Here is a 20096-nt window from a genome sequence, read left to right on the forward strand (position 1 = left end):
CTCACCATTTGCCCGCTTCGGCCAGGAGACCGTGATCCGAAAGCAATCTCGCTGCGGCAGCCAATTCCCTGAACGGCAGACCCGAGCGCTCCGCCATCGCGAGAAGCGAATGCTGCCCGTCGGCGAGATTGAGTACCCAAAGCAGGGCCATCGAGCTTATGCCGGATGACTTCTGCCCTCCCAGGGCGCTGTAGAGGCCGCGCCTGCCGAGTTGCGGCTCGCCCTTGGGGAAGAGGTTCAAGGGCGTCCAGTCCCCTTCGACGATGTCGATCACGTCCATGAGGATGCGGAAGGAATCCTCCAGATGCTGCGGCGCTATGAAGTCGAGATTGTCGGCCGAGGTGTGATATTCGGGGAAGGTGCCGTGGACGCTGCGCTGGAACATGCCGACGGGAAGATTGAAACCCGGCGAACAATACTGCCTCTCGTCATAGCCGTAAGGGGAAAAGTCGATCAGCTTCGCCCCGGCCCGAGCGCCAAGCACATGCGCCATCGCGCGGTCGATGAAGGCATCGCCGCGACGGCTGCGCTTGTAGGCCGGCGCCGCGGCGTCGCCCACGCAGGACATCACCAGGCCGTGGTCGATCAGGCCTACCCGCTCCTCGTTGCGGGACAGCCATGCGAGCGCGCCGATCGTGCCGGGAGCGAAGAGGAAGCGGTAGCTGTATCGTGTCTTTCTTGCCTTGAGGCTTCGCGCAAGGGTCGCCAGCAGGGCCAGGCCCGAGCAATTGTCGTTGGCCAGCGACGGATGGCATATGTGTGCCGACAGCAGGAATTCCCGCTCCGTCTCGCCGCGGTGCAGATATTCGCCGTAGGTGAGGCTGCCGTCCTTGAGCTCGGCATCGATCTCCACCCGATAGAGACCGTCGGGCATTTCGGCCAGACGATCATGGGCCATGCAGAACCCCCATGCCGGAGTGTAGTAGGCGGTGCGGTAGGGGATCAGTTGCGGCTGCTCAGGCAATGTGTGGATGTACGGTCTCAACTCGTCGAGCGTCAGGGTCCCCTTGAAGGGGATGGAGTAGCTGACGACGTGCAGGTTGGAGTCCGCAAAATCCACGACCTTTTGTCCGTCAGGGCCGATGACGCTTGCCGAGCGGATGTTCCATTCCCTCGGAACGGTCCAGTCGAACAGCTGGGTGCCGGTGGGCACCTCATGCCGTGCAAGGTCGACGTGCTCCGACAGGATATCCAGCGTCCGCCGCACGCCGTCGCCGGTGATGCTCCTGCAAATCGGAAAGAGACGTTCGGCCAGCGCATGGATTTGCTGGCCGAGGCCGGAAGACAGCAACGGGCCAAGTTCCTCGGGGTTTATGCGTTCCATTGCGGTCAGCCCGCCGCTGCCTCCAGCTTTCGCGAGGGTTCAGCCATCCGCATCCGCTCGTCCAAAAGTCCGTTGGCCCGAAGATACTTGATGTGGCCTATGCGCTGGAAGCGCGGCCCCTCGAATTCCTCGAGTGTGACGTTCGACTTGCGGTAGGCTTGGTACAACTGCTCGGCGCCCTTGCGCGCATCCCATTGCGGCCTGAAGGCAGGAAGCGTGCGCGCGATCTTGTCGAAGCTGACACGGTAGGACCGCTTGTCTGGGCCGGCATCGGATGCGAATTCGAGCCGGCATCCCGGCACCACGCCGGCGACGATCTCGGCGATGTCGCGGATCCTGTAGTTGTGCTCCGTGCGCCCCACGTTGAAGGCCTCGTTGTGGATGCTCTCGCGCGGGGCTTCCAGTCCTGCGATGAAGGCCCTCGAAATGTCCTCGATATGGACGATCGGCCGCCAGGGCGTTCCGTCGGACTTGAGCAGGATCACTCCTTTCGTGACGGACCAGGCGACGAGATTGTTCAGCACGATGTCAAAGCGCAGGCGCGGCGACAGGCCGTAAGCGGTGGCGGGCCGGAAGTAGATGGGAGAAAAGTTGCTGTCGGCCAGCTCCGAGATATCGCGCTCCGAAAGCACCTTGGACCAGCCATAGGCGGTAACCGGGTTCAGCTCCGCCGTCTCGTCGACGATCCCGTCGCCTGCCTGTCCGTAGTTGCTGCACGAAGAGGCGAGCAGGAAGCGCGACACGCCTGCCTGCTTTGCAGCCTTGGCAAAGCGGACCGTGCCTTTGTGGTTGATCTCGTAGGTGATATTCGGATCGAGATCGGACAGCGGGTCGTTGGAAAGAGCGGCCAGATGAATGACGGCATCGAACCCCTCGAGGTCGCGCGCATTCACGTCCCTGACGTCCTTCAGGATGGACGGAACGGCAACCTGCTCGCCTCCCGAGGCAAAGGTGCAGCGGCGGTAGAGGTCGCTGTCGTAGCCGCAGACCGAATGCCCTGCGCGCAGCAGCATCGGCACCATCACCGAGCCGATATAGCCTTGATGGCCGGTTACCATAACTTTCATCGCACACCTTTTCTCGAGCGCCCACAGTCGCGAAAAGGCTACTTGGGCGCGAAGAAGCGGGGGAGAACGCCAATGGGAGATCGGGATGCCCCGTTGGATGAAGCCTCGCCACCGGCTAGGTCTTTCGGGCGGCGCGCGCGTAAACCTTTAGGAGGATGCGTATCGGAGCAAGATTGAGGCGGTTTGGTTGCGCGCTTCTGCCCAGGTGGTTTGGGTCCGGTTCTCGGCAACGCTCCGGCTGCCACGTCCGTCATTGGCTTTGCGCGACAGGGGCGCTCGGCAAGAGTTCCAGAATCCAGTCCGGGTTTCCGTGGCTGTTAAGTCCGGGCGGATTGAAAACCGCTCGCTCCGCCTTGAACGGGGAACCTCGGACAGGCGACACTTTTCCATTTGTAGGATCGCGCCAACGGGCATCCACGGAAATCGCCGAAAATCGTGAAAGGTCCACGGCGAGCCCCTTATTGTCCGGCAAGTAGGCAACGGCGTAGGAACCGTCTTTGGCGGTCGCGGCCACCGCCCTGCTCATCCCTGCACCCATGCCGTCGACGAGCAGATTGTTCTTGCTGTCAGGCTCGAGCAGCCACCACTTAATCGAGGAGATGAAGCCGATAAGCTGCTCCATGCTTTTCGCGCCAGGGCTGTTCAGCGCCTCCTTCCAATCCATGGTCGGCTTTTCCAGACCGGGCCCTCTGAAGTGCCATATGGGGTTGTTGCCGTAGACATGGCCAAAGGCGCCGGACAGGATCGCCTGGTAGGCTTGTATGCGGACCCGGTATTCGGTGGCGCCATGTTCGAATTCGTATGCGCTCTCTATGAGGAAGAACGGCATGCCTCTGCCGATGTCGTACTCTCTGATCGCGGCCGTGTAGACGGGATCATAGGCAAAGACCGTGTTCAGCTTCAGCCAGGGCTCATGTCCCCAGATGTCGAGCGGCGCCGTATCGGAACCACCGTGAAGGGTGCTGAGCGCATCAGGATCCTCGGCCATGATACCGAGCGCGAGAGCCCGGACCAGTTCCTTGTCGGGCACATTCCAGTCACCGCCGCTAACCCAAACGATGTTGTCGAAATGTCGGTAGCGGCGTCCGACGAAATGACCGTAAGCGGCTAGCCGGTCTGGTCCTGCGGCCACCATTTCCTGGTACCAACCGTCTGGGCCTCCGCCATATCCGACATATGACGGCACCAGCAGGACCAGGAAGCCGAGATCGCAGGCCTTTTGCAGGATACGATCGGCATGAGCAAAATACGCCTCGTTTGGAACGCCGAACACATCATTGTCCGCAAACGGTCTCGCGCCATACGCATTGGCAGGCGGGTTTTGAGAAAACCGGTGCTCGAGAAGGTTCACCAGCAAGGTATTGAACCCGCGCGCCTTGCGGTCCTCGAGATAGAGAAAAGCTTCGTCATCCTCGAGGTCTGCGATGAGCGACCATGGCGAATCGCCCTGCATGAAGAAGGGTTGGCCTGCCTTGTCGACCGGGTAGTTCTTGCCGGGCTCGACATGCAGCGGAAACTGTGTGCCACCATTCCTCTCGCAGGCCGGGCTTCCCGTCCCCATAGCCAGCAGCAGGGCGCCGGCTAAAATAGATACGAAGCGCACTTGACTGATACTCTCTCTCCCAGCCCTTGTGATCAACCCGGAGTCGACACGGCAGGAGCGCCGCGGGTAACGACATGCCTTGAGTTGAACTCCGATGATTGGGCGATGCCGAAGACCAAGTCGTCGCGTGTCATGGTCCCCGCGCGCAACTGCCGGGTGTAGGTTTCCATGCCGTAGTCGTCGGCGGGACGGTTCAGAAGCAGCATGTAGACGAAGCCGACATAGGCGCGGTCCGTGAGACCTATTGTGGCATATTTGGTCTGAAACTCTTCCGAGCGCATCAGCTCCATGATCATTCCGGCGACCGTCCTGTCTCCGCTTTCAAGCGCTTGCGACCACTTTTCCGCGCCGTCGGCGGCGACCTCATGTCCCATCACCAGGCAGTACGCGAAGCTCGCCTGCCTGACATATGTGGATTTGTCCGCCGCAACGGTCTCGGGGTCGCATTCCCGAACCGCCTTCGGCGAAGGCTGAACCCCGCGCGTAATGTCGCGCACCGTCTTGTAAGCAGGCTTCGGCTCGCCGGTCTTCCATTTGCCCTCGGACGCCGGCGTAAGTCTGACCAATCCCATATTTGCTTCGAAGCTCGGCGCCCAGTAGGTCTCATCGAATAGTTCATAGATATGGGCGACTTCGACCTTGTACTTATCGCTAAGCTCGCCAAGCCTCGTCATCGTCTGCTTGATGCCGTCGGCCTGCTGCCTCTCGCCGCGCTGGCTTCCATAAGGATTGTTGAATTCGGTGACCCAGATGGGCTTGCCGTAGGCGGAGATCTCGCGAAAGGCCCACTCAGGATCCTCGCCATACATGTGCCAGACCGAGATGTCCCAGGCGATCCCGTCCTGCTTCATCCGCGCGAATGCCCCGGTGTGGCCCCATCCGGCTGTGCCGATCGCCTTTCTGATGCCGGGATCGACCTGGCTCATGCCTTCGGACAAACCTTTGAGGACAGCGCTTACCTTCACCCACCGCGGACCGTAGTAATCAAGCGCTCCGGTTCCCCCTCCGGGTCCCCATCCACAGGGATACTGGCTGCCGTCGTCCCGCTTCTCGCAGGCCTTGATGATGGCATAGTTCTCCATCTCGTTACCGAGTTCCCAAACGCGGATGTCGGCCTTGAACCTGGTTCCGAGAGCGACCGCCACGTTTCGGCTCTTTTCGTAGAGCTCTTGCGGAGTGTCCTTGTCCAGATCCATGCCACCGGGTGTCAGCACAGGCAGGATCTCGATCCCTTTCGCCTTTCCGACCGCGACTAGTTCCGCAAGCATGTCCTCGTTGTCTTCGCCGGTGACGTTGACCCTGTATGATTTCAGGCCGAGATCCTTGAGGAAGTCGAGCTGCCTCTCGATCGGAATGCCCGGATAGGCGGTTATCGGGTGGCCGTTGACGCCCCAAAGTACATCCGCCGAAGCAGGCATGGCGGTCGCCAACAGACAGGTTACGATGGCTGCAAGACGCAACGACATGACAAGAGCCTCCTGCCCGAATACAGATCCAGCCTCGATAGTTGGGACAGCAATGCTGGGAAGCAATTTGCCCATACGGGTGAACGCAACGCTTACGTACCCCTTTCGGAGGCTATCCAATCGGGGCTCGCGCCGTCTTGGCAACAGCCTGGCGAGCCGCCGACCTCTTCGGCAAGTATTGGCGCCGCCCGGCCGCCCGAGGCCTTCCGCCGCCACTGAAGCGGCGAGGAACCTCGGTTTCCACTACCCCTTTGGGCGAGTGCATTGCCTAACCCATTGGACGTCATGACCTTCCACCCGGTTTGGCTGACTATCCTTAGGAACGCAGGCGGTCGCCTTGGCCGGAAAGGACAGGAATGCTCTCGGTAAAGCGCGCACTCTTCATGAGCGTGGGTGAACGATACGTGCTGCTCGTGACGAATTTCGTCACCGCCGCCTTGATCTCCCGGATCTTGACGCCGAAGGAGATCGGTGTGTCGGTGATTGGCATGGCGATCCTGACGGTCGCCCTCTCGATACGCGAATTTTCCAGCGCGAGTTTCCTCATCCAGCACAGGGAACTTCACCGCGACGATGTCCGCAGCGCCTTCACGGTGACGTTCATCCTCACCGGAGTAACCGCCGCTGTCCTTCTTGTTGCCTCCCCCTTCCTGGCCCGGTTCTACAGCGAGCCCAACCTCGTTCCCTTCTTCAGGGTTATTGTTGCTTGCCTTTTCCTCGACGCCACTTCCAACCTCATCATCGCCCTCCTGCGGAGGGAGATGTCCTTCGGCAAGGTGGCGGCCATCGACATAGTCGCGGCGGTGGCAAATTCCGCGGCGACCATGGCGCTGGCATTGGCCGACTTCAGCTACATGAGCTTCGCCTGGGGCTACTTGATCGGCAGCGGGCTCGGCGCAGGGCTCGCCTTCGCCCTGTGTCCCCATGTCTGGATGTTCAAACCGTCGCTGACCAATTGGCGCGGGATGATCTCATTCGGCGGATACAATGGCGTCATAGCCATACTTTTCCGGATCTTCGATGCGCTGCCTCTGCTCATGCTTGGCCGCGTCGTGTCGCCGAATGCGGCAGGCCTGTTCAGCAGAACCCTCTGGATCGGCCAGATACCCGACAAGCTGGTCATCGGAGGCGCGATGGCGGTCGTACTACCCGCTTTCTCGGCCGAAGCCAGGCAAGGCAGGGATCTGAAACGCCCGTATCTCGCGGCGCTTTCCTTTGTCACAGCACTCCATTGGCCCGCGCTCCTGGTGCTGGCGGTACTGGCGCACCCGATTGTGAACATCGCGCTCGGCCACCAGTGGACCGAGGTGGCGCCACTCGTGCAGATCGTTGCGGTCGCCTTGCTTTTCTCCTTCAGCTTCGAGCTGAACTATCCGGTGATGGTTGCCGTCGGGGCAATCCGCGATCTGTTCATTCGAGCGCTGATCGTCTTCCCTATTTCCGGCATCCTCCTCTCCGTGGCCATTGTCGGCGGTGGGCTGCAGGCAGCCGCTTGGTGCATGCTGCTCACAGTTCCCTTTCAAGCCTACGTCGCCCTGAGTTTTGTCCAACGCAGGCTGGGCCTCAGATCGAGGGACATCGCCGCGGCGCTATGGAAAAGTGCTTTGGTTGCTTTTGCGAGCGCAGCACCGCCTCTCGCCGCCATCGGGATTTCCAGCTCCGGCTTCGACCTTTCCAACGCCGAAGCCGTCGCTGCGGGGCTAACGGCGTTCGGAGGATGGTCGGCCGGCCTGATCATCACCAGGCATCCTCTGCTCGACGAGGTCGTCAAGATTTTCCCGGCGCTCCGGCGGGCAAGGGCCTCGGCCGGCTGATCTGCGGATCCCGGAGGGTTCACCGTTTCACGGAAATGCAGAACCGCTCTATCCTTTTGTTTTGAAGCGATTTCCGGACGTGATTGAGGTTCTGCCGCAGGGCCTCAAACCTCGAGAACGCGGCCAATCATCTGCGAGATTCTCGCGCGGTAAGCTCTCCTGCGCAATCGGTTGGCCCAGTAGAACAGCAGCGCATATGCCGGAGGAATATCCAGACCGAGTTCCGCGCAGTTACGGGACACCCGGCCGAGTGCGGCTCGTTCCTTGCCGTCGATGCGATGCGCCCTCGCCGGCAGAAATTTCTCCGGCCCCGTATAGTGGCGGATCAATGCCCGATTCCAATAGCTTGTCTGGAACGCCGACTTCTGCACGTTGAACTCGACGGGAAGCGTCTCCCATCTTCCGCCGGCGGCGATGTTGAACGCGCATTGGTCGACGTGAGTGCACGAGCCGTCCCAGTAGGGGCAGAACTGCGCGTGCATTTCGGCGGCGGAGTAGAACCTTTCGGCAATGTCCGACCCGATCCAGCGGGGTACATTGATGGCCATGAAGCCGGAGTTGAAGTAACGCCGCTCGAGGCCATGTTTGTCGCAATTCCGGAAGAATGCGGGATTGTCGAGACCCGTGCATACGGAAAGATCCGGCACGGCTGCGACCGGTTCAGTCTTCGGCGCGGCATCTGCCAGGTCGAGAGGCCGCATGGCCAACGTGTCATTGTCGAGATAGCATACGATGTCGTGGTCGCCCGAAACGGCGGCAATCGCCGCAGCTTTCTCATAAGCGGTCGATGTTATGTGGCCATGTCCGGAGCGGGCCCGGTCGGACGGCGACAGGGCATGAGTTGCCAGCCGATGGCCCCTCGCCTGAAGGACCCTCAACGCCGCCGGCGGGGGCGTTGCGCTGAAGCCCGACTGGACGATGTGGATGTCTATTGCCCGCGCATGATTCAAGCCCAAGGCCACCGCGCTGGTATAAGTCAAGTCGTCACGCTTGCCGTCGGTCAGGTAAACGACACCGATGCGCTTTTCGGTCATGCGTTATCCTCTGTGTGGACGGCATCCGATCCGAAGCTAGGTCCTCCTGCCGGAGCCGGTCGCGTCGTCTGTCAATGCCGGCTCCAAGCCTCCGCCAGGCGCGTGCGAATATGGGTCAGGGGGTTGGGGAGATGAGCCAGGTAGTCAACCGGCGGGATATAGACAAGGCTGGGCGAAAGCTGAGCCGCAAATCTAAGCAGATCGAGGCCGGCCGCCCGTTCGCCGCGCGCTATGTGTGAAAGCCCAGCCCAATATGCCCGCTTTCCGAGGTTTCGGTACACGCCCTTGCGCAACCGTTCCACGCCGGGCACGAAGGCGGCTTCATGCGAGAAGAAACTATCGAAAGTGATTTTCTTCTCGATCATGTCGCGCTTGAAGTCCTGCCAGAATATGGCGGAGAGATTCGCGCCGTGCACCCGCCGTATGCCGTGGATCGCCGTCGTAAGCGCCGCCCTGCGGCCCAGCGACAGCCGCAGGAACATCTCCAGGTCCTCGCTGTACGAGATTTCCGACCTGAAATGCCCGACCCGTTTCAGATCGGAAGTCCTCATCACAGCTGCGCCGCCTCCGAACAGGACCTTGCTCGGCAGCGACCGCTCCAAGGCAAAAGCTTCCATCGACAGAAACCGCCAGTCGTGAACGCTCGAATTGTCCACGACGGGGAAGGGATTCTCCTCGTGCCAAACCAACTCGCCGCCGCAGGCAAACGAGACGTCCGGCTCCCGTTCAAGAACCGACAGGGCACGGTTGAAACAACCCTCGACAAGCAGATCGTCGGCGCAAAGTATTACAAAATACTTCGAGACGGCCCAATCCACGCCCTCGTTGCAGGATGCATGCAGGCCGAGATTCTTTTCGCGCGCGACAACAGTTATCCGTTTGTCCTGGCTGGCCAGTTCGTTGGCGACAGCGACACTGTTGTCGGTCGACGCGTTGTCGACGATCAGGATCCTGATGTCGTCCACCTGCTGCCGCACGATGCTCTGGACAGTCTCAGGCAGGTACCGGCCGTAGCAGTAGTTCGGGATCACAACGTCGATTAGGGGCATCGATCAACCTTCGCCAAAATCTCTGAGATAGCCGTTCATCCGTGCGCTCGGGACGGGAACCAATCTTTCTGTGTCACTTGCGCCGATCCTTGCATCGCCCATGCCATCCTGCTCCAATGCTACGTCGACAGCAGCGGACGAGACATCGCGCCGGCGAAGACATCGTTTCGCAGCGCAGCTTCCTGATCCATGAGCTCTTGCCGGTATCGCGAAACCGTATCGCGAACCTGCTTCGCCCTGACCTCTCGCTCTGCCAGCAGTGTCTCGAGCCGGTCCTCGAGCCATTCAACGCTGAAGCTTTCGACACTGGTGCAAAAGGCCGATAGGCCGGTGTCGGCGGCAAGCGCGTCGTGCTTTTCGAGATAACCGAGAGATATGACCGGAAGCCCCACCCTCAGCGAGCAAACGACGTTGTGGAACCTGGTGGCGACGACGACGTCCGTCGTCTTCATTTGCGCCATCACGTCGTGGAGCGATGCGGAGCGATCGTAAAAGACGCGCGCCAGGTCGACGCCTGAGAGCCGGCCGCGAAGGCGTTCGAGTACATCGATTACCGCAACCTCGTCATTGTCCTGGCCCAGGATAAGTCGAACGGCGAAGCCTTTCGTCACCGTGCGCGCGACAAACTCCGCGAGCTTGGAAATGTATGCGTCATAGATTGCGTTGTTTCCGCCTGCGGTGCGGCCGCGATAGTTCATCACGCCGACGCCAACGACGGTGGTTTCCGAGAACTTCCGTTGGACAGTTGGGGCCGGGAGGCCGAAGGCCAGATCGGGATAGACCCGGTCATTGACGACGTCGACCCCGAGGGTGCGGATGAAGTCGCGTGAAATCTCATCACGATAGGAACGGTATGAGGCGCAACGGGCAACCCAGGCGAAGAACAACCGGCTGAGGGGGTGGTAGGCAGGTCCGGCGCCGATGCTGGCGAATGCGACCGCACAGCCCCTCAGCCGCGCCATCAGAAACCATTTGAGGAAAACATAGGGCATTCCGAACGGAGTATCGCCAAAGTCGTCGAACGCACCGGTTCCTGGCAGCACGACGGCATCGAATCCGCGGAGCTTGAGAAAGGCCCGGACGGGTCCCGCGAGCTTGTAGGGCACGCGGCCGAACATGCGGTTCGCCAGGTCGAGCCAGCGCGACTTGATCGCCGGCCGGGTCAACCTGATGGTCTCCACGCCGAAGGCTTGCTCGACGGCTTCCGGCAGGGTGCAGATCACGACAAGTTCGGCGCCGGGACAGATCCGACGAAGCGTGTCGATCATGGCCTCGAGCGAGCCGTCATTGCCGAAGTTGCCGACACCAAACTGCCCCAGCAGACCGATCCGATGCCGCCTGGCGCCTCGCGTCGCATGCGTGTGGTCGTAGCCATTGACCCATCGATGCGGCTGGAGTTGGGGATCGAGCACGGTTTCACTTTGCGCGTTTTGGGACTGCATCAGGAAACCGTCGCTCTCGAATGAATGCCGATTGACTGCAGTATAGAGCCACCCGTCCGTTTCTTCGCTTCAACCTATGGGCTGACCGATACCCCTTTTTGGCTTACTCATGCTTTCAGGCGGGTTTGCCGTGCGGCGGCGAAGCCCGCATCGCGGCGGCCTGCGAGGCTGGCCCAACTAGACTGACCGCTGCGGATTTTGTGCTCCCAACACAGGTAAGGGATACGGCTACATCCAACTGCGATTTTTCAGCTGGACCCGGCTGCCTGCTCGGTCAGCAAATCCCTCCACTGCTGCAGGAACCGATCCTTCGTCGCGGCCGACGCCGTGTCGAGCAGCGAGCGGCTCGTTTGCGCTTTCTCCGCAGGGCTTCGCGAAAATGCCTTCCACATCGCGCCAGCGATCGCGGCGGGATCATCGGGCCGCACCTTCAGGCACTTGCCGCCCACAGCCTCGACGAGGGCGCTGTCGGCGGACACTATCGGCAACAGCCCCATATAGGCCGCCTCCAGCGCCGGCATGCCGAAACCTTCAAGCAGGCTCGGCAGCACGAATGCCTCCGCATTTGCGTAGAGCCACCGCAGCTGCGCGTCGGGCACGTAGCCCATGAGCTTCACCCCAGCTATGGTCTCCGCAAATTCCGAGATCTCAGCGTGACCATCGCCGCGCGATCCGCACAACACGTATCCGATACCCTGACGGTTGAATCCGCCGTCACGATACGCCCTCAGGGCGGAGATCTGGTTCTTGCGGGTTTCGAATGCGCCGACGGTGAGAAAATATCGACTGGTGATGCCGGGGACTGCTTCCGCCGGGCCGTCAAACAGTTCGGTGCGCAGATAGAGCGGGATTGTTTTCAGGAAGCGGAAATCGGATCCGAAGAGGGACTTGAATTGCTTCGCCGAGAAATTGCTGACGAAGACAACTCCCGGCTTGGCGCGCCGGATTTTCTCGTAGGCGAGCTCGTAGTTGGCGCTGGTCCGTTCGTCGTAGAGCTCGCCATGGGTCAGCGGACCGACATCGTGGCACAGGACGATATCGTCCTTCGTCAGGCGAGACCTGAGAACATAGAGCGGATCCAGGAACAGCCGGAAACCGCGCTTTTCGACCTCGTCACGGATCAGGAGATGCTCGCTATCCTGGAGCCAGTTGATTTCCAGCATCATCAGCCGGGCGATTATCTTGCGGACAAGGCCCTCGGGGGCGAAGGAACCCAGCCGCCAGTAGCGGACCCCGGCTTGGTTCGGGACAAATTCTCGGGTCAGGTCCTTGGCGATGTGGTAGGCGCCGGTCCTGTTCAGGATCGACAGCGAGTTGTCGAGAAGGACCGTGCCGGAGGACACCTGGCCGCTCGTAGCGTGCAGTCTTTCTGGGTCGGTCCACACATTCATCATGCGCTCCTGCGATTCAGCCCGGCCGTTCGCGCGGCTGGGAAAGTTTTCCCGCCGTAAGCTCACGTTCGGTCAACTGTAAACTCCCCGAAATCGGCATCGACCTGGACCATCAGTTCCAGATATTTCCACGCGATCCAGCGCCAGGAATAGCTGCTCGCCTTGGCGTTGCCCTTGGTCACCAGCCACTCGCGCAAGGTCGGAGTGAGCATGAGCAAGCGAACCTTCTCGGCCCAGGAATGGACGTCGTCGGGATCGGCGTAGAGGGCCGAATCCCCGCAGATTTCCGGGAGGCAGGGCGAGATCGATGCAATGACGGGACAGCCCGAGGCCATCGCTTCGACGGCGGGCAGCCCGAAACCCTCGATGCGTGACGGAAACAGGAAGCAGAGCGCGCCCTCGAGCGCCTTCTTGAAGTCGTCATCGCCTATGCGACCAAGGAAGACGATGTTGCCGGGCAAGTTCGGGACGTATCGCAAGAGCGTGGCTTCGTCGACATCGCCCGGCATCCACAGATCCAGACCCATCTCATCGAGGAGCGGGGCCAGCCGGGCGAGAAGTCCCATGTTCTTGTATTCCTGATCTCGTCTGCCAAGGCAGAGCACATAGGGTCTGCCACGGTCGACGGTCAGCGACGATCTCGCGGCATCCCATCTCCGGGCGTGATCGCTGCCGTTGTAGGTGATGACGATGTTTTCGTCCGAAGCGATGCCGAACCCCACCAGATGGCTGCGCGAGAGTTGCGAGACGGTGGTGATGCGGGCCGCCCGCCTGCCGAGCGCCGGCAGAATGAGGCGGTGCGCCCAGCGGAAGCCCCGTCCATAGCTCGACGGCATCAGCCTGGTGTGCATGTCGTGGATGCAGGCGATCTGGTGCTTCAGCACGACGGGGGCGAGATTGCAGAAGCTTAGCAACCCGCCTGGCACGTGCCAGGGCAACTGCGCCTGCACCCAGAACTGGGGAAGTCGCGGCCGGTTGAACTCGGGAACCACTCGGACGGCGATGGCGTCGAGATGGAGAGGTTCCGACAGCGGGCGCGGCACGACGAGATCGATATCCAGGTCGCGCCCTAGCGGATGCCGCTCCGAAATAAGGGCATCGAGCGCCATCGTGACCTCGCGGGCGTAGCGGGCCACGCCGTTCGGCCGAAGTGTCGTGAAGTCTCCGTTTATGGTCCAGCGCCGTCTCGGCGTTTCCGGTTTTTCCAAGGACCACGCGGAATGCCCGATCGAATTCTGTGCATTCTCGGCCAGCGATTTCACCAGCGGCGTGTCGGGGCGATGTCCATTGCGCTGTCGGGGTGGCGCGTCTGTCGTATCGAAATCGAGCTTGCCCATGCCCTTCCCCGGTCCTTTCGGAACTCATGGCCAGACTAGCATCCCCGGCGGCGCGGAGGTCCTCAGACGTTTGAGGTAGGAAGGCCGTCCGATCTCGCCCATCCGAATGATTGCCGGCGAACCGCATGACCCGATGGCCATGGTGACCCTGCGTCGCCGCCCGCCCACACTAAGGGTACAAAGAGGTTGCCATGACACGGCGCTGGACAATCAACGGGCGCTTCCTTTCCCAGCCGACAACCGGCGTCCAACGCTATGCGCGCGAGGTCGTCCGCTGGCTCGACGCGTTGATCGCGGAAAAGGTGCCTTTGGCCCGCGGGCTGGACGTTGCACTGCACTGCCCGTCCGGATCGGAGCAAATCCCCCTCGCTTTCATCGAACGCCGCGAGATCGGCAGCGGGCGCGGCCATGCCTGGGAGCAGACGCAGCTTCCCTCATCCCTCGGTGGCGGCGGACTGCTCAGCCTTTGCAACACGGGACCGCTCTTTTGCCGGAAGCAGATCGTCTGCATACATGACGCAAATGTCTGGAATGCTCCACAAAGCTACTCGCTTGCCTTCAGGAGCTTCTACAGGATGCTGCTGCCGTGTCTTGGCAGGACCGCATGGGGCATTTCGACCGTTTCCAACTACTCGCTGGGCGAGCTGGCCCGCCGCGGCGTCATCCCCGCGCGGCGAGCTTTCGTGGCGCCGAACGGCCATGAGCATGCCTTGCGGTGGACGCCTGAACACTCGCCGGCGACACGACGGGCGGCCTCGCCGGAAACCATCGTCCTGATCGGCAGCGCCGCACCGCACAAGAATGTGGAGCTCATCCTGAACATGGCCGGCCGCCTTGCCGAAAACGGGCTCAGGATCGCGATTGTCGGCATGTCGGATTCGCGCGTTTTTCGCTCGGAATCGACCAGGACCGAAGCGCAAAACGTTCATTGGCTCGGTCGCATCTCCGACAGCGAGCTGGTGGCGCTGCTCGAGGACTCGCTCTGCCTAGCCTTCCCTTCGCTCACGGAAGGTTTCGGCCTGCCTGCCCTCGAGGCGATGGCGATCGGCTGCCCGGTGGTTTCTTCCGACCGGGCCAGCCTGCCCGAAGTCTGCGGCGACGCGGCGCTGTTTGCGCCTCCCGACGACCCGGAGGCCTGGTTCGCGCATTTCATGCGGCTGCGCAGTTCCGAGGCGCTGCAGTTGCGGATGGTGGCGAGGGGAAAAGAAAGAGCCCTGGAGTACGGCTGGAGGGCGACCGCCCTGCGCTATCTCGAAGCGATGGCGGCCGCCGATGGCGTCGATACGGAAACGAGGATCGTCAGGGTTCGCGAGTTCACGTGATCTCGTGAAGCGCCTGTACGGCTCCCAGCGATTCCAGGATGGCGCGGTCGAAGTTCTCTTCGGAAAAGCGTCCCGCATTCCTGGAGCAGGTCCGGGGCGCGATCGCATGGCTGTTCTGCTCGAACCGTTCGACTGCTTCCTTGAGATGATCGACGGTCTGCGCCTTGAATAGCACTCCCGTCGGCTCGGGCGATGAACCAAGGCGCCGCACGATGTCGACCGCCCCGCCGCGGCCGAAGGCGATCAGCGGCGTCCCGCAGGCCTGCGCCTCGGCCAGCGCTATGCCAAAATCCTCGCAGCCGGCGAAGACCATGGCCTTCGCCCGCGCCACGGTGTCCACGTAGTCCTGCCGGGGCAGGTAACCCGAGAAGGTGATGTTGGGGCCGGCAAGTGCCCGCAGGCCGGCCGACTGCTGCCCCTCGCCGACGATGACCAGCCGCCGCGACGGCATCTCGTTGAAGGCGCGGATGACGAGGTCCGTGCGCTTGTACGGGGCGAGAAAGGATGCGGAGACGTAATAGTCGTCCTTGTCGTCCACGCATGGCAGTTCTCCGAGCGCAACGGGCGGGAAGACGACACGCGCGTCGCGGCCGTATATGTGCTGGATACGGGAGCGGACATAGTTCGAGTTCGCCAGCATCAGGTCGGGACCGTGCGCGGTCCTCGTGTCCCATGTCCTCAGACGATGAAGCATGTAGCGATAGAGAAACCCCTTCGGACCGAAGCCGAGCCGCCCTTGCTGGAGATAGGAAAACTGCTCGTCCCAGGCATAGCGGACGGGGCTGTGCACATAGCACAGATGCGGTTGGTCCGGCCTGGTGATCACGCCACGCGAGAATGCGGCCGAGGATGAGATCACCGCATCGTAGCCCGTCACGTCGAACTGCTCGATCAGGAAGGGGCAGAAGAAGAAAAGGGACCGATAGAATTTCTGCACCATCGGGATGCGGTTGGCCGCGGAGGTGTGGAATTCCACGTCGCGGAAATATTGCTCCTTAACCTCGGCCGGCAGAAAATCGAAAAGCGTGAAGACCTCCGCATTGGGAAACTGCTTGCAGATCTGCGCCAGGACCCGTTCGCCGCCGCGGAAATTCGGACACCAGTCGTGAACGACCGCTATCTTCGCGTATCTATCGACCTGAAGCTCCGGCGCGGCCGGCAGATCCTCGATGGGCATGTCGAGCCTGGCCGCGACCGCCAAATCGGAAGAGCGTTCATGGAGCATGGGTCCCCCTGGCACCAGTAGACCCGGCAATCTCGGTTCCACGTCACGCTCCCGGCAAGTTGTCCGATCGGGTACCGGCTGCTTCAGGCGCATGCGTGCCTAGTACTTACGGCTGTGGCTCCACGGCGGAAATACTCCGAAAGCCTGTGCCCAGGGGTAGGGCAAGTCCGGTCCGTCTCCTTTTATGCATGCTGTTTCGCTCCCCTGGCCGGTCTAGCTTCCTGGAAACCGACGTATGGATCGAGCATGAGACTGGCAGTGATCATCCCGACCCTCGGCCGCAAGGAACAGCTGGCGCGCCTGCTCGTCTATCTGGGCGGCCAGACGAGGCTTCCCGACGAGGTCATATTGTCGGCACCCGACTCTACCCATGTCGAGCTGCCGGCAAGCTATCCGTTCCCCGTGTCGCCCGTTTTCGGACCGAAGGGGCTGGCTGCCCAGCGCAACTCCGCCCTTGCCACGTCCTTGGCGCGCTTCGACGTCATCACCTTCTTCGACGACGATTTCGTTCCGTCGGCCAACTACCTGGAGCAGGTCGAGAAGGCCTTCGAAGAACATGACAACTGGGCGGTGGTGATGGGCAATGTCGTGCGGGACGGTGCCAGCAATGCGGGCCTCACCTGGCAAGATGCCGAAGCCGCCCTGCGAGAGGCCAACGGCGAAGGAGCCGATGAACCATCCGTCGTCGACCATGTCGGCGCATACGGCTGCAACATGTCCCTACGTTCCTCGCTTGTCGGCGACTTGCGCTTCGATGAGCGCCTCGTCCTCTACGGCTGGCAGGAAGACATCGACTTCACCAGTCAGATGAGATCCAGGGGCCGAGTGGTTTGCGTGACTTCGATCAAAGGCGTGCATCTCGGCATCAAGACAGGGAGGGTGAGCGGGGAACGGTTCGGCTACTCCCAGGTCGCCAATCCGATCTACCTGATCAGGAAGGGCTCAGTTCCCGCCTCGTTCGCGCTTCCCCTGATGTTCAGGAACATAGCGGCCAATCTCGCAAAGAGCCTGCGGCCCGAGCCCTATGTCGACCGCAGGGGCAGGCTGAGAGGCAACATGCTGGCTATCCTGCATGTCGCGATGGGGCGCATCGAACCCGAATACATCCTGAAGATCTGACGGTGGGCAAGACCATGCGCAAATGGGTGGTGACGGCAGCGGCTTCATTGGCGACAATGACCGCCTGGACCCTGCCGACGATGGCCGACGAGTATCTCCTCGGGCCGCAAGACAAAGTCAGGCTCAAGGTCTACGAATGGCGCGCATCGCGCGACGTGTTCTTCGAATGGACCGCGCTCAACGACGACTTTACCGTCGGCGCCGACGGCACGCTCTTTCTGCCGTTCGTCGGCCAGATACGCGCACAGGGAACAGCCCCTGGCGACCTTGCCCGCGCGATCGGCAGCCGTCTGACGCAGCAGATGGGCCTTGGCCGGCCGCCGGATGTCGCCGTCGAGATCGCTCAGTACAGGCCGTTCTACATCGTCGGCAACGTCGCGCAGCCCGGCGAGTTTCCCTACAGACCCGGCCTCACGGTATTGCAGGCGATGGGTATCGCCGGCGGCTTGCGGACACGCGACGAAGATCTCCCGAGGCTCGAGCGTGAAGTTATCACGGGCCAAGGCGACGTGGAATTGCTGGCGCAGTCCAGCGTAAGCCTGCTCGCACGCAAGGCACGGCTGGAGTCCGAACAGGCTGGCAGTGACGACATCTCTTTCCCGCCGGAGCTGAAAGTGAGGGCTTCGAACCCGACGGTCGCGATAGCGATGGAGCAGGAGCGCAAAATCTTCGCCGTCCGCAAAGATGCGATGACCACGCAACTCCGCTCGCTGAACGAACTGAAAGAATTTCTGGAAAAGGAACTGGATTCGCTCGGGCAGCAGATGACCTTCCGCGACAAGCAGATCGAACTCATCCAGAAGGAACTCGCCGGCGTCTCGACTCTGGTACAGAAAGGGCTGGCGGTTGCACCGCGCGAACTATCGCTGGAGGGTACGCTTGCCCAGATGCAGAGCGACAAACTGGTGGCCGAGACCTCGATCCTGCGGGTGCGCCAGGATATAAGCAAGACCGACATCGAGATCCTCAACCTCGGCAATCAAAACGCAAACGAGATCGCAGCGGCCCTGCGCGAGACGCAGCAGCAACTCAATGAAATTACCAGCAAAGCCGACACCGCGGTCCAGCTGCTGCACGAAACCGAGGTCACCGCGCCTGCTCTGCTCGCCCTGAGGGACCGCTCCGAAAAGACCAAGCCCATCTTCAAGATCGTCAGGACGACGGCCAGCGGGTCCGAAGAACGCTCGGCTGACGAAACGACGCTGGTCGAGCCCGGCGATACCGTCAAGATCGAAATTCCCCGACCGGAGTCGGGCGTGGCAGCCCTGCCCGCGGCAGCCGGTGGCATGCAGGCGGAGACGCTGCCGATACAAGGCACCAACTGACACCCAGGAAACGATGTCGGCGAGAACGGCAGGCCGCTGTCCCTTGGCCGCTTGATCGACCGTCCCTGAAGCGCGTCGCGCTGAAACGGATTCACGCGACGCGCTTTTGTATCAACGCATGTCGTTTTCCCAGAGCCGCTGCGCACCTTGAGCTCGCGGTCGTCTCCGTCGCAAAGCCAAGGGTGCCACAGCCTCGGAATGAGCCGCCTCAGCCCGACACCACCAAAAAAGGTGCAGACAAGTACCCGATGCCAGGGGATCATCCGGCCTCGGCGCTTGCCATGTATTTTTAGGCCGCATATCTGTGCTTCGATCGCTTCTGCACCAATTGCATGTTGATTCCTCCCAACTGCGGTCGATCGGTACCTGGGGGTACCACAATTGGAGACGTCGGTGCTGATGAGTGTAGTCGCCGTATTTGCGTCAGGCATTCTGATCGGACTGCGATTCAAGGCTCCTGCCTTGATCGCTGCGACCGCGCTTCTGATAATTGGGAGCTTTGCCTGGAATGGCCTTGGTTTGCCCGGCTATGTGACGGTTGCCAAATTCCTCATTCTGGCGTTCGCATTGGCCTGCGCCTACATCGTCGGGCTGTCTCTGTCCGTGCACTGGAAGCGGAACGAGGGCTGATTGCCCGGCGGCGGTTTCAGGACGCCCTGTCGAAACGCATCACCGCGAAAATGGTTCTGACCAATATCGCAAGATCGAGCCAGATCGACCAGTTCCGGACATACTGGCTGTCAAGCGCCACGCGGCTAGGGTAGTCCACGCTGCTTCTGCCGCTGACCTGCCAGAGGCCAGTAAGCCCGGGCCTGGTGCGAAGGTACTCCCCGACATGATCGCCGTAGCGCTTGAGTTCGTCGTTGACGATGGGCCTCGGACCCACGCAGCTCATATCGCCGCGGATGATGTTGAAGAGCTGGGGCAGTTCGTCGAGGCTCGATTTGCGGAGCATCCAGCCGAGCGGCGTCACGCGGGGATCGTCCCTGATCTTGTGCGTCTCCTCCCACTCGATGCCGGCATCGGGATTGGCTTCGAGATATGCCTTGAGCACTTCTTCCGAATTCGTGACCATCGAACGGAACTTGTAGCACTTGAACGGCTTCCCGCCGAAGCCCACGCGGCTGTGCGAGAACACCGCCGGACCTCCCGCGGTCACCTTTATCAGCAGGACGACGACGATCATCACGGGCGCGGCAACGATGAGTGCCGAGGTGGCTATGACCAGATCCATGATCCGCTTCAACAGACCTCCCAGGGGCGGGTTCGTCGTTCCAGCCCTGAGCGAAGGCGACAGGTCGGTCCAAACTGCCCCGGCATTGTTGGGATCGGGCGCGGAAACGACATGCACGACCGCCGGCCGGCTATCGGTCTCCACGGGAAGAAATGGCTCAACCCAGATCAGAGGTCTCTGGCGAGACTGCTTCTCGAAGGCGTTTGTTGTCATAGGGCGGTCGCCAGTTCGAACTTGCTCTCGTCACTCTTCCAAGACCAGTGCCGCCGAGCAAGGAAGGCAAAGGAGGTAGCGGGGTGCTCCGGGGCTATACCCTCTAATCCCAAGGAATGATCCCACTGCAT

16 protein-coding genes are annotated in these 20096 nt (G+C 61.5%); 5 read left to right on the forward strand and 11 right to left on the reverse strand.

Translation table 11 applies throughout. The annotated features are described in order from the left end of the window. Position 1: 1 nt before the first annotated feature. The 4 genes from QAZ22_RS30040 to QAZ22_RS30055 all read right to left on the reverse strand — a co-directional run bounded on the left by QAZ22_RS30040 (position 2) and on the right by QAZ22_RS30055 (position 5460). Positions 2-1324, reverse strand: coding sequence for a DUF4910 domain-containing protein (locus QAZ22_RS30040; protein WP_278204531.1), 1323 nt, complete (start codon positions 1322-1324; stop codon positions 2-4). A 5-nt stretch (positions 1325-1329) separates the two neighbouring features. Beyond that, a complete protein-coding gene (locus QAZ22_RS30045; protein WP_278204532.1) occupies positions 1330-2391 on the reverse strand; it encodes an NAD(P)-dependent oxidoreductase in 1062 nt (353 codons plus the stop codon). Between the two features lie 250 nt (positions 2392-2641). Further along, positions 2642-3994: a DUF4038 domain-containing protein gene (locus QAZ22_RS30050; RefSeq protein WP_278204534.1), complete on the reverse strand. Its 1353-nt coding sequence runs from the start codon at positions 3992-3994 to the stop codon at positions 2642-2644. A 32-nt stretch (positions 3995-4026) separates the two neighbouring features. Further along, positions 4027-5460, reverse strand: coding sequence for a DUF4214 domain-containing protein (locus tag QAZ22_RS30055; RefSeq protein ID WP_278204535.1), 1434 nt, complete (start codon positions 5458-5460; stop codon positions 4027-4029). Positions 5461-5816: 356 nt separating this feature from the next. On the opposite strand from QAZ22_RS30055, the gene QAZ22_RS30060 reads away from it, so the two are divergent. Further along, on the forward strand, positions 5817-7274 hold the full coding sequence (locus QAZ22_RS30060) for an oligosaccharide flippase family protein (RefSeq protein ID WP_278204536.1): 1458 nt from the start codon (positions 5817-5819) through the stop codon (positions 7272-7274). 104 nt (positions 7275-7378) lie between these two features. Here QAZ22_RS30060 and QAZ22_RS30065 read toward each other — a convergent pair whose 3' ends face one another. The 5 genes from QAZ22_RS30065 to QAZ22_RS30085 form a co-directional block, all read right to left on the reverse strand. Beyond that, complete coding sequence (locus tag QAZ22_RS30065; RefSeq protein WP_278204537.1) at positions 7379-8308, reverse strand: glycosyltransferase; 930 nt, start codon at positions 8306-8308, stop codon at positions 7379-7381. A gap of 71 nt (positions 8309-8379) precedes the next feature. Beyond that, positions 8380-9357, reverse strand: coding sequence for a glycosyltransferase family 2 protein (locus tag QAZ22_RS30070; protein ID WP_278204538.1), 978 nt, complete (start codon positions 9355-9357; stop codon positions 8380-8382). A 119-nt stretch (positions 9358-9476) separates the two neighbouring features. Next, the gene (locus QAZ22_RS30075; RefSeq protein ID WP_278204539.1) at positions 9477-10799 is read right to left on the reverse strand and encodes a polysaccharide pyruvyl transferase family protein; all 1323 of its coding nucleotides are present in this window, start codon (positions 10797-10799) and stop codon (positions 9477-9479) included. Between the two features lie 248 nt (positions 10800-11047). Next, entirely contained in the window at positions 11048-12190 is a 1143-nt protein-coding gene (locus tag QAZ22_RS30080; RefSeq protein ID WP_278204540.1) for a glycosyltransferase, read from the reverse strand. Positions 12191-12252: 62 nt separating this feature from the next. Further along, positions 12253-13527 (reverse strand): glycosyltransferase family 1 protein, encoded by a 1275-nt coding sequence (locus QAZ22_RS30085; protein WP_278204541.1) that lies wholly within the window; start codon positions 13525-13527, stop codon positions 12253-12255. Positions 13528-13718: 191 nt separating this feature from the next. Between QAZ22_RS30085 and QAZ22_RS30090 the strand changes: the two genes are divergently transcribed. Further along, on the forward strand, positions 13719-14849 hold the full coding sequence (locus QAZ22_RS30090; RefSeq protein WP_278204543.1) for a glycosyltransferase family 1 protein: 1131 nt from the start codon (positions 13719-13721) through the stop codon (positions 14847-14849). On the opposite strand, the gene QAZ22_RS30095 is transcribed toward QAZ22_RS30090, so the two are convergent. Beyond that, positions 14842-16026, reverse strand: a complete 1185-nt coding sequence (locus tag QAZ22_RS30095) for a glycosyltransferase (protein WP_278207987.1) — start codon at positions 16024-16026, stop codon at positions 14842-14844. The genes QAZ22_RS30090 and QAZ22_RS30095 overlap by 8 nt on opposite strands. A 294-nt stretch (positions 16027-16320) precedes the next feature. On the opposite strand from QAZ22_RS30095, the gene QAZ22_RS30100 reads away from it, so the two are divergent. The 3 genes from QAZ22_RS30100 to QAZ22_RS30110 all read left to right on the forward strand — a co-directional run bounded on the left by QAZ22_RS30100 (position 16321) and on the right by QAZ22_RS30110 (position 19148). Then, a complete protein-coding gene (locus tag QAZ22_RS30100) occupies positions 16321-17193 on the forward strand; it encodes a glycosyltransferase (protein WP_278204544.1) in 873 nt (290 codons plus the stop codon). A gap of 2 nt (positions 17194-17195) precedes the next feature. Beyond that, the gene (locus tag QAZ22_RS30105; protein ID WP_278204545.1) at positions 17196-18518 is read left to right on the forward strand and encodes a polysaccharide biosynthesis/export family protein; all 1323 of its coding nucleotides are present in this window, start codon (positions 17196-17198) and stop codon (positions 18516-18518) included. A 399-nt stretch (positions 18519-18917) separates the two neighbouring features. After that, positions 18918-19148, forward strand: a complete 231-nt coding sequence (locus QAZ22_RS30110; protein ID WP_278204546.1) for a hypothetical protein — start codon at positions 18918-18920, stop codon at positions 19146-19148. 16 nt (positions 19149-19164) lie between these two features. Here QAZ22_RS30110 and QAZ22_RS30115 read toward each other — a convergent pair whose 3' ends face one another. Continuing rightward, on the reverse strand, positions 19165-19965 hold the full coding sequence (locus QAZ22_RS30115; RefSeq protein WP_278204547.1) for a sugar transferase: 801 nt from the start codon (positions 19963-19965) through the stop codon (positions 19165-19167). Between the last annotated feature and the right edge of the window lie 131 nt (positions 19966-20096).

This window comes from Mesorhizobium sp. WSM4906, from assembly GCF_029674625.1.
Taxonomy (GTDB): Bacteria; Pseudomonadota; Alphaproteobacteria; order Rhizobiales; family Rhizobiaceae; genus Mesorhizobium.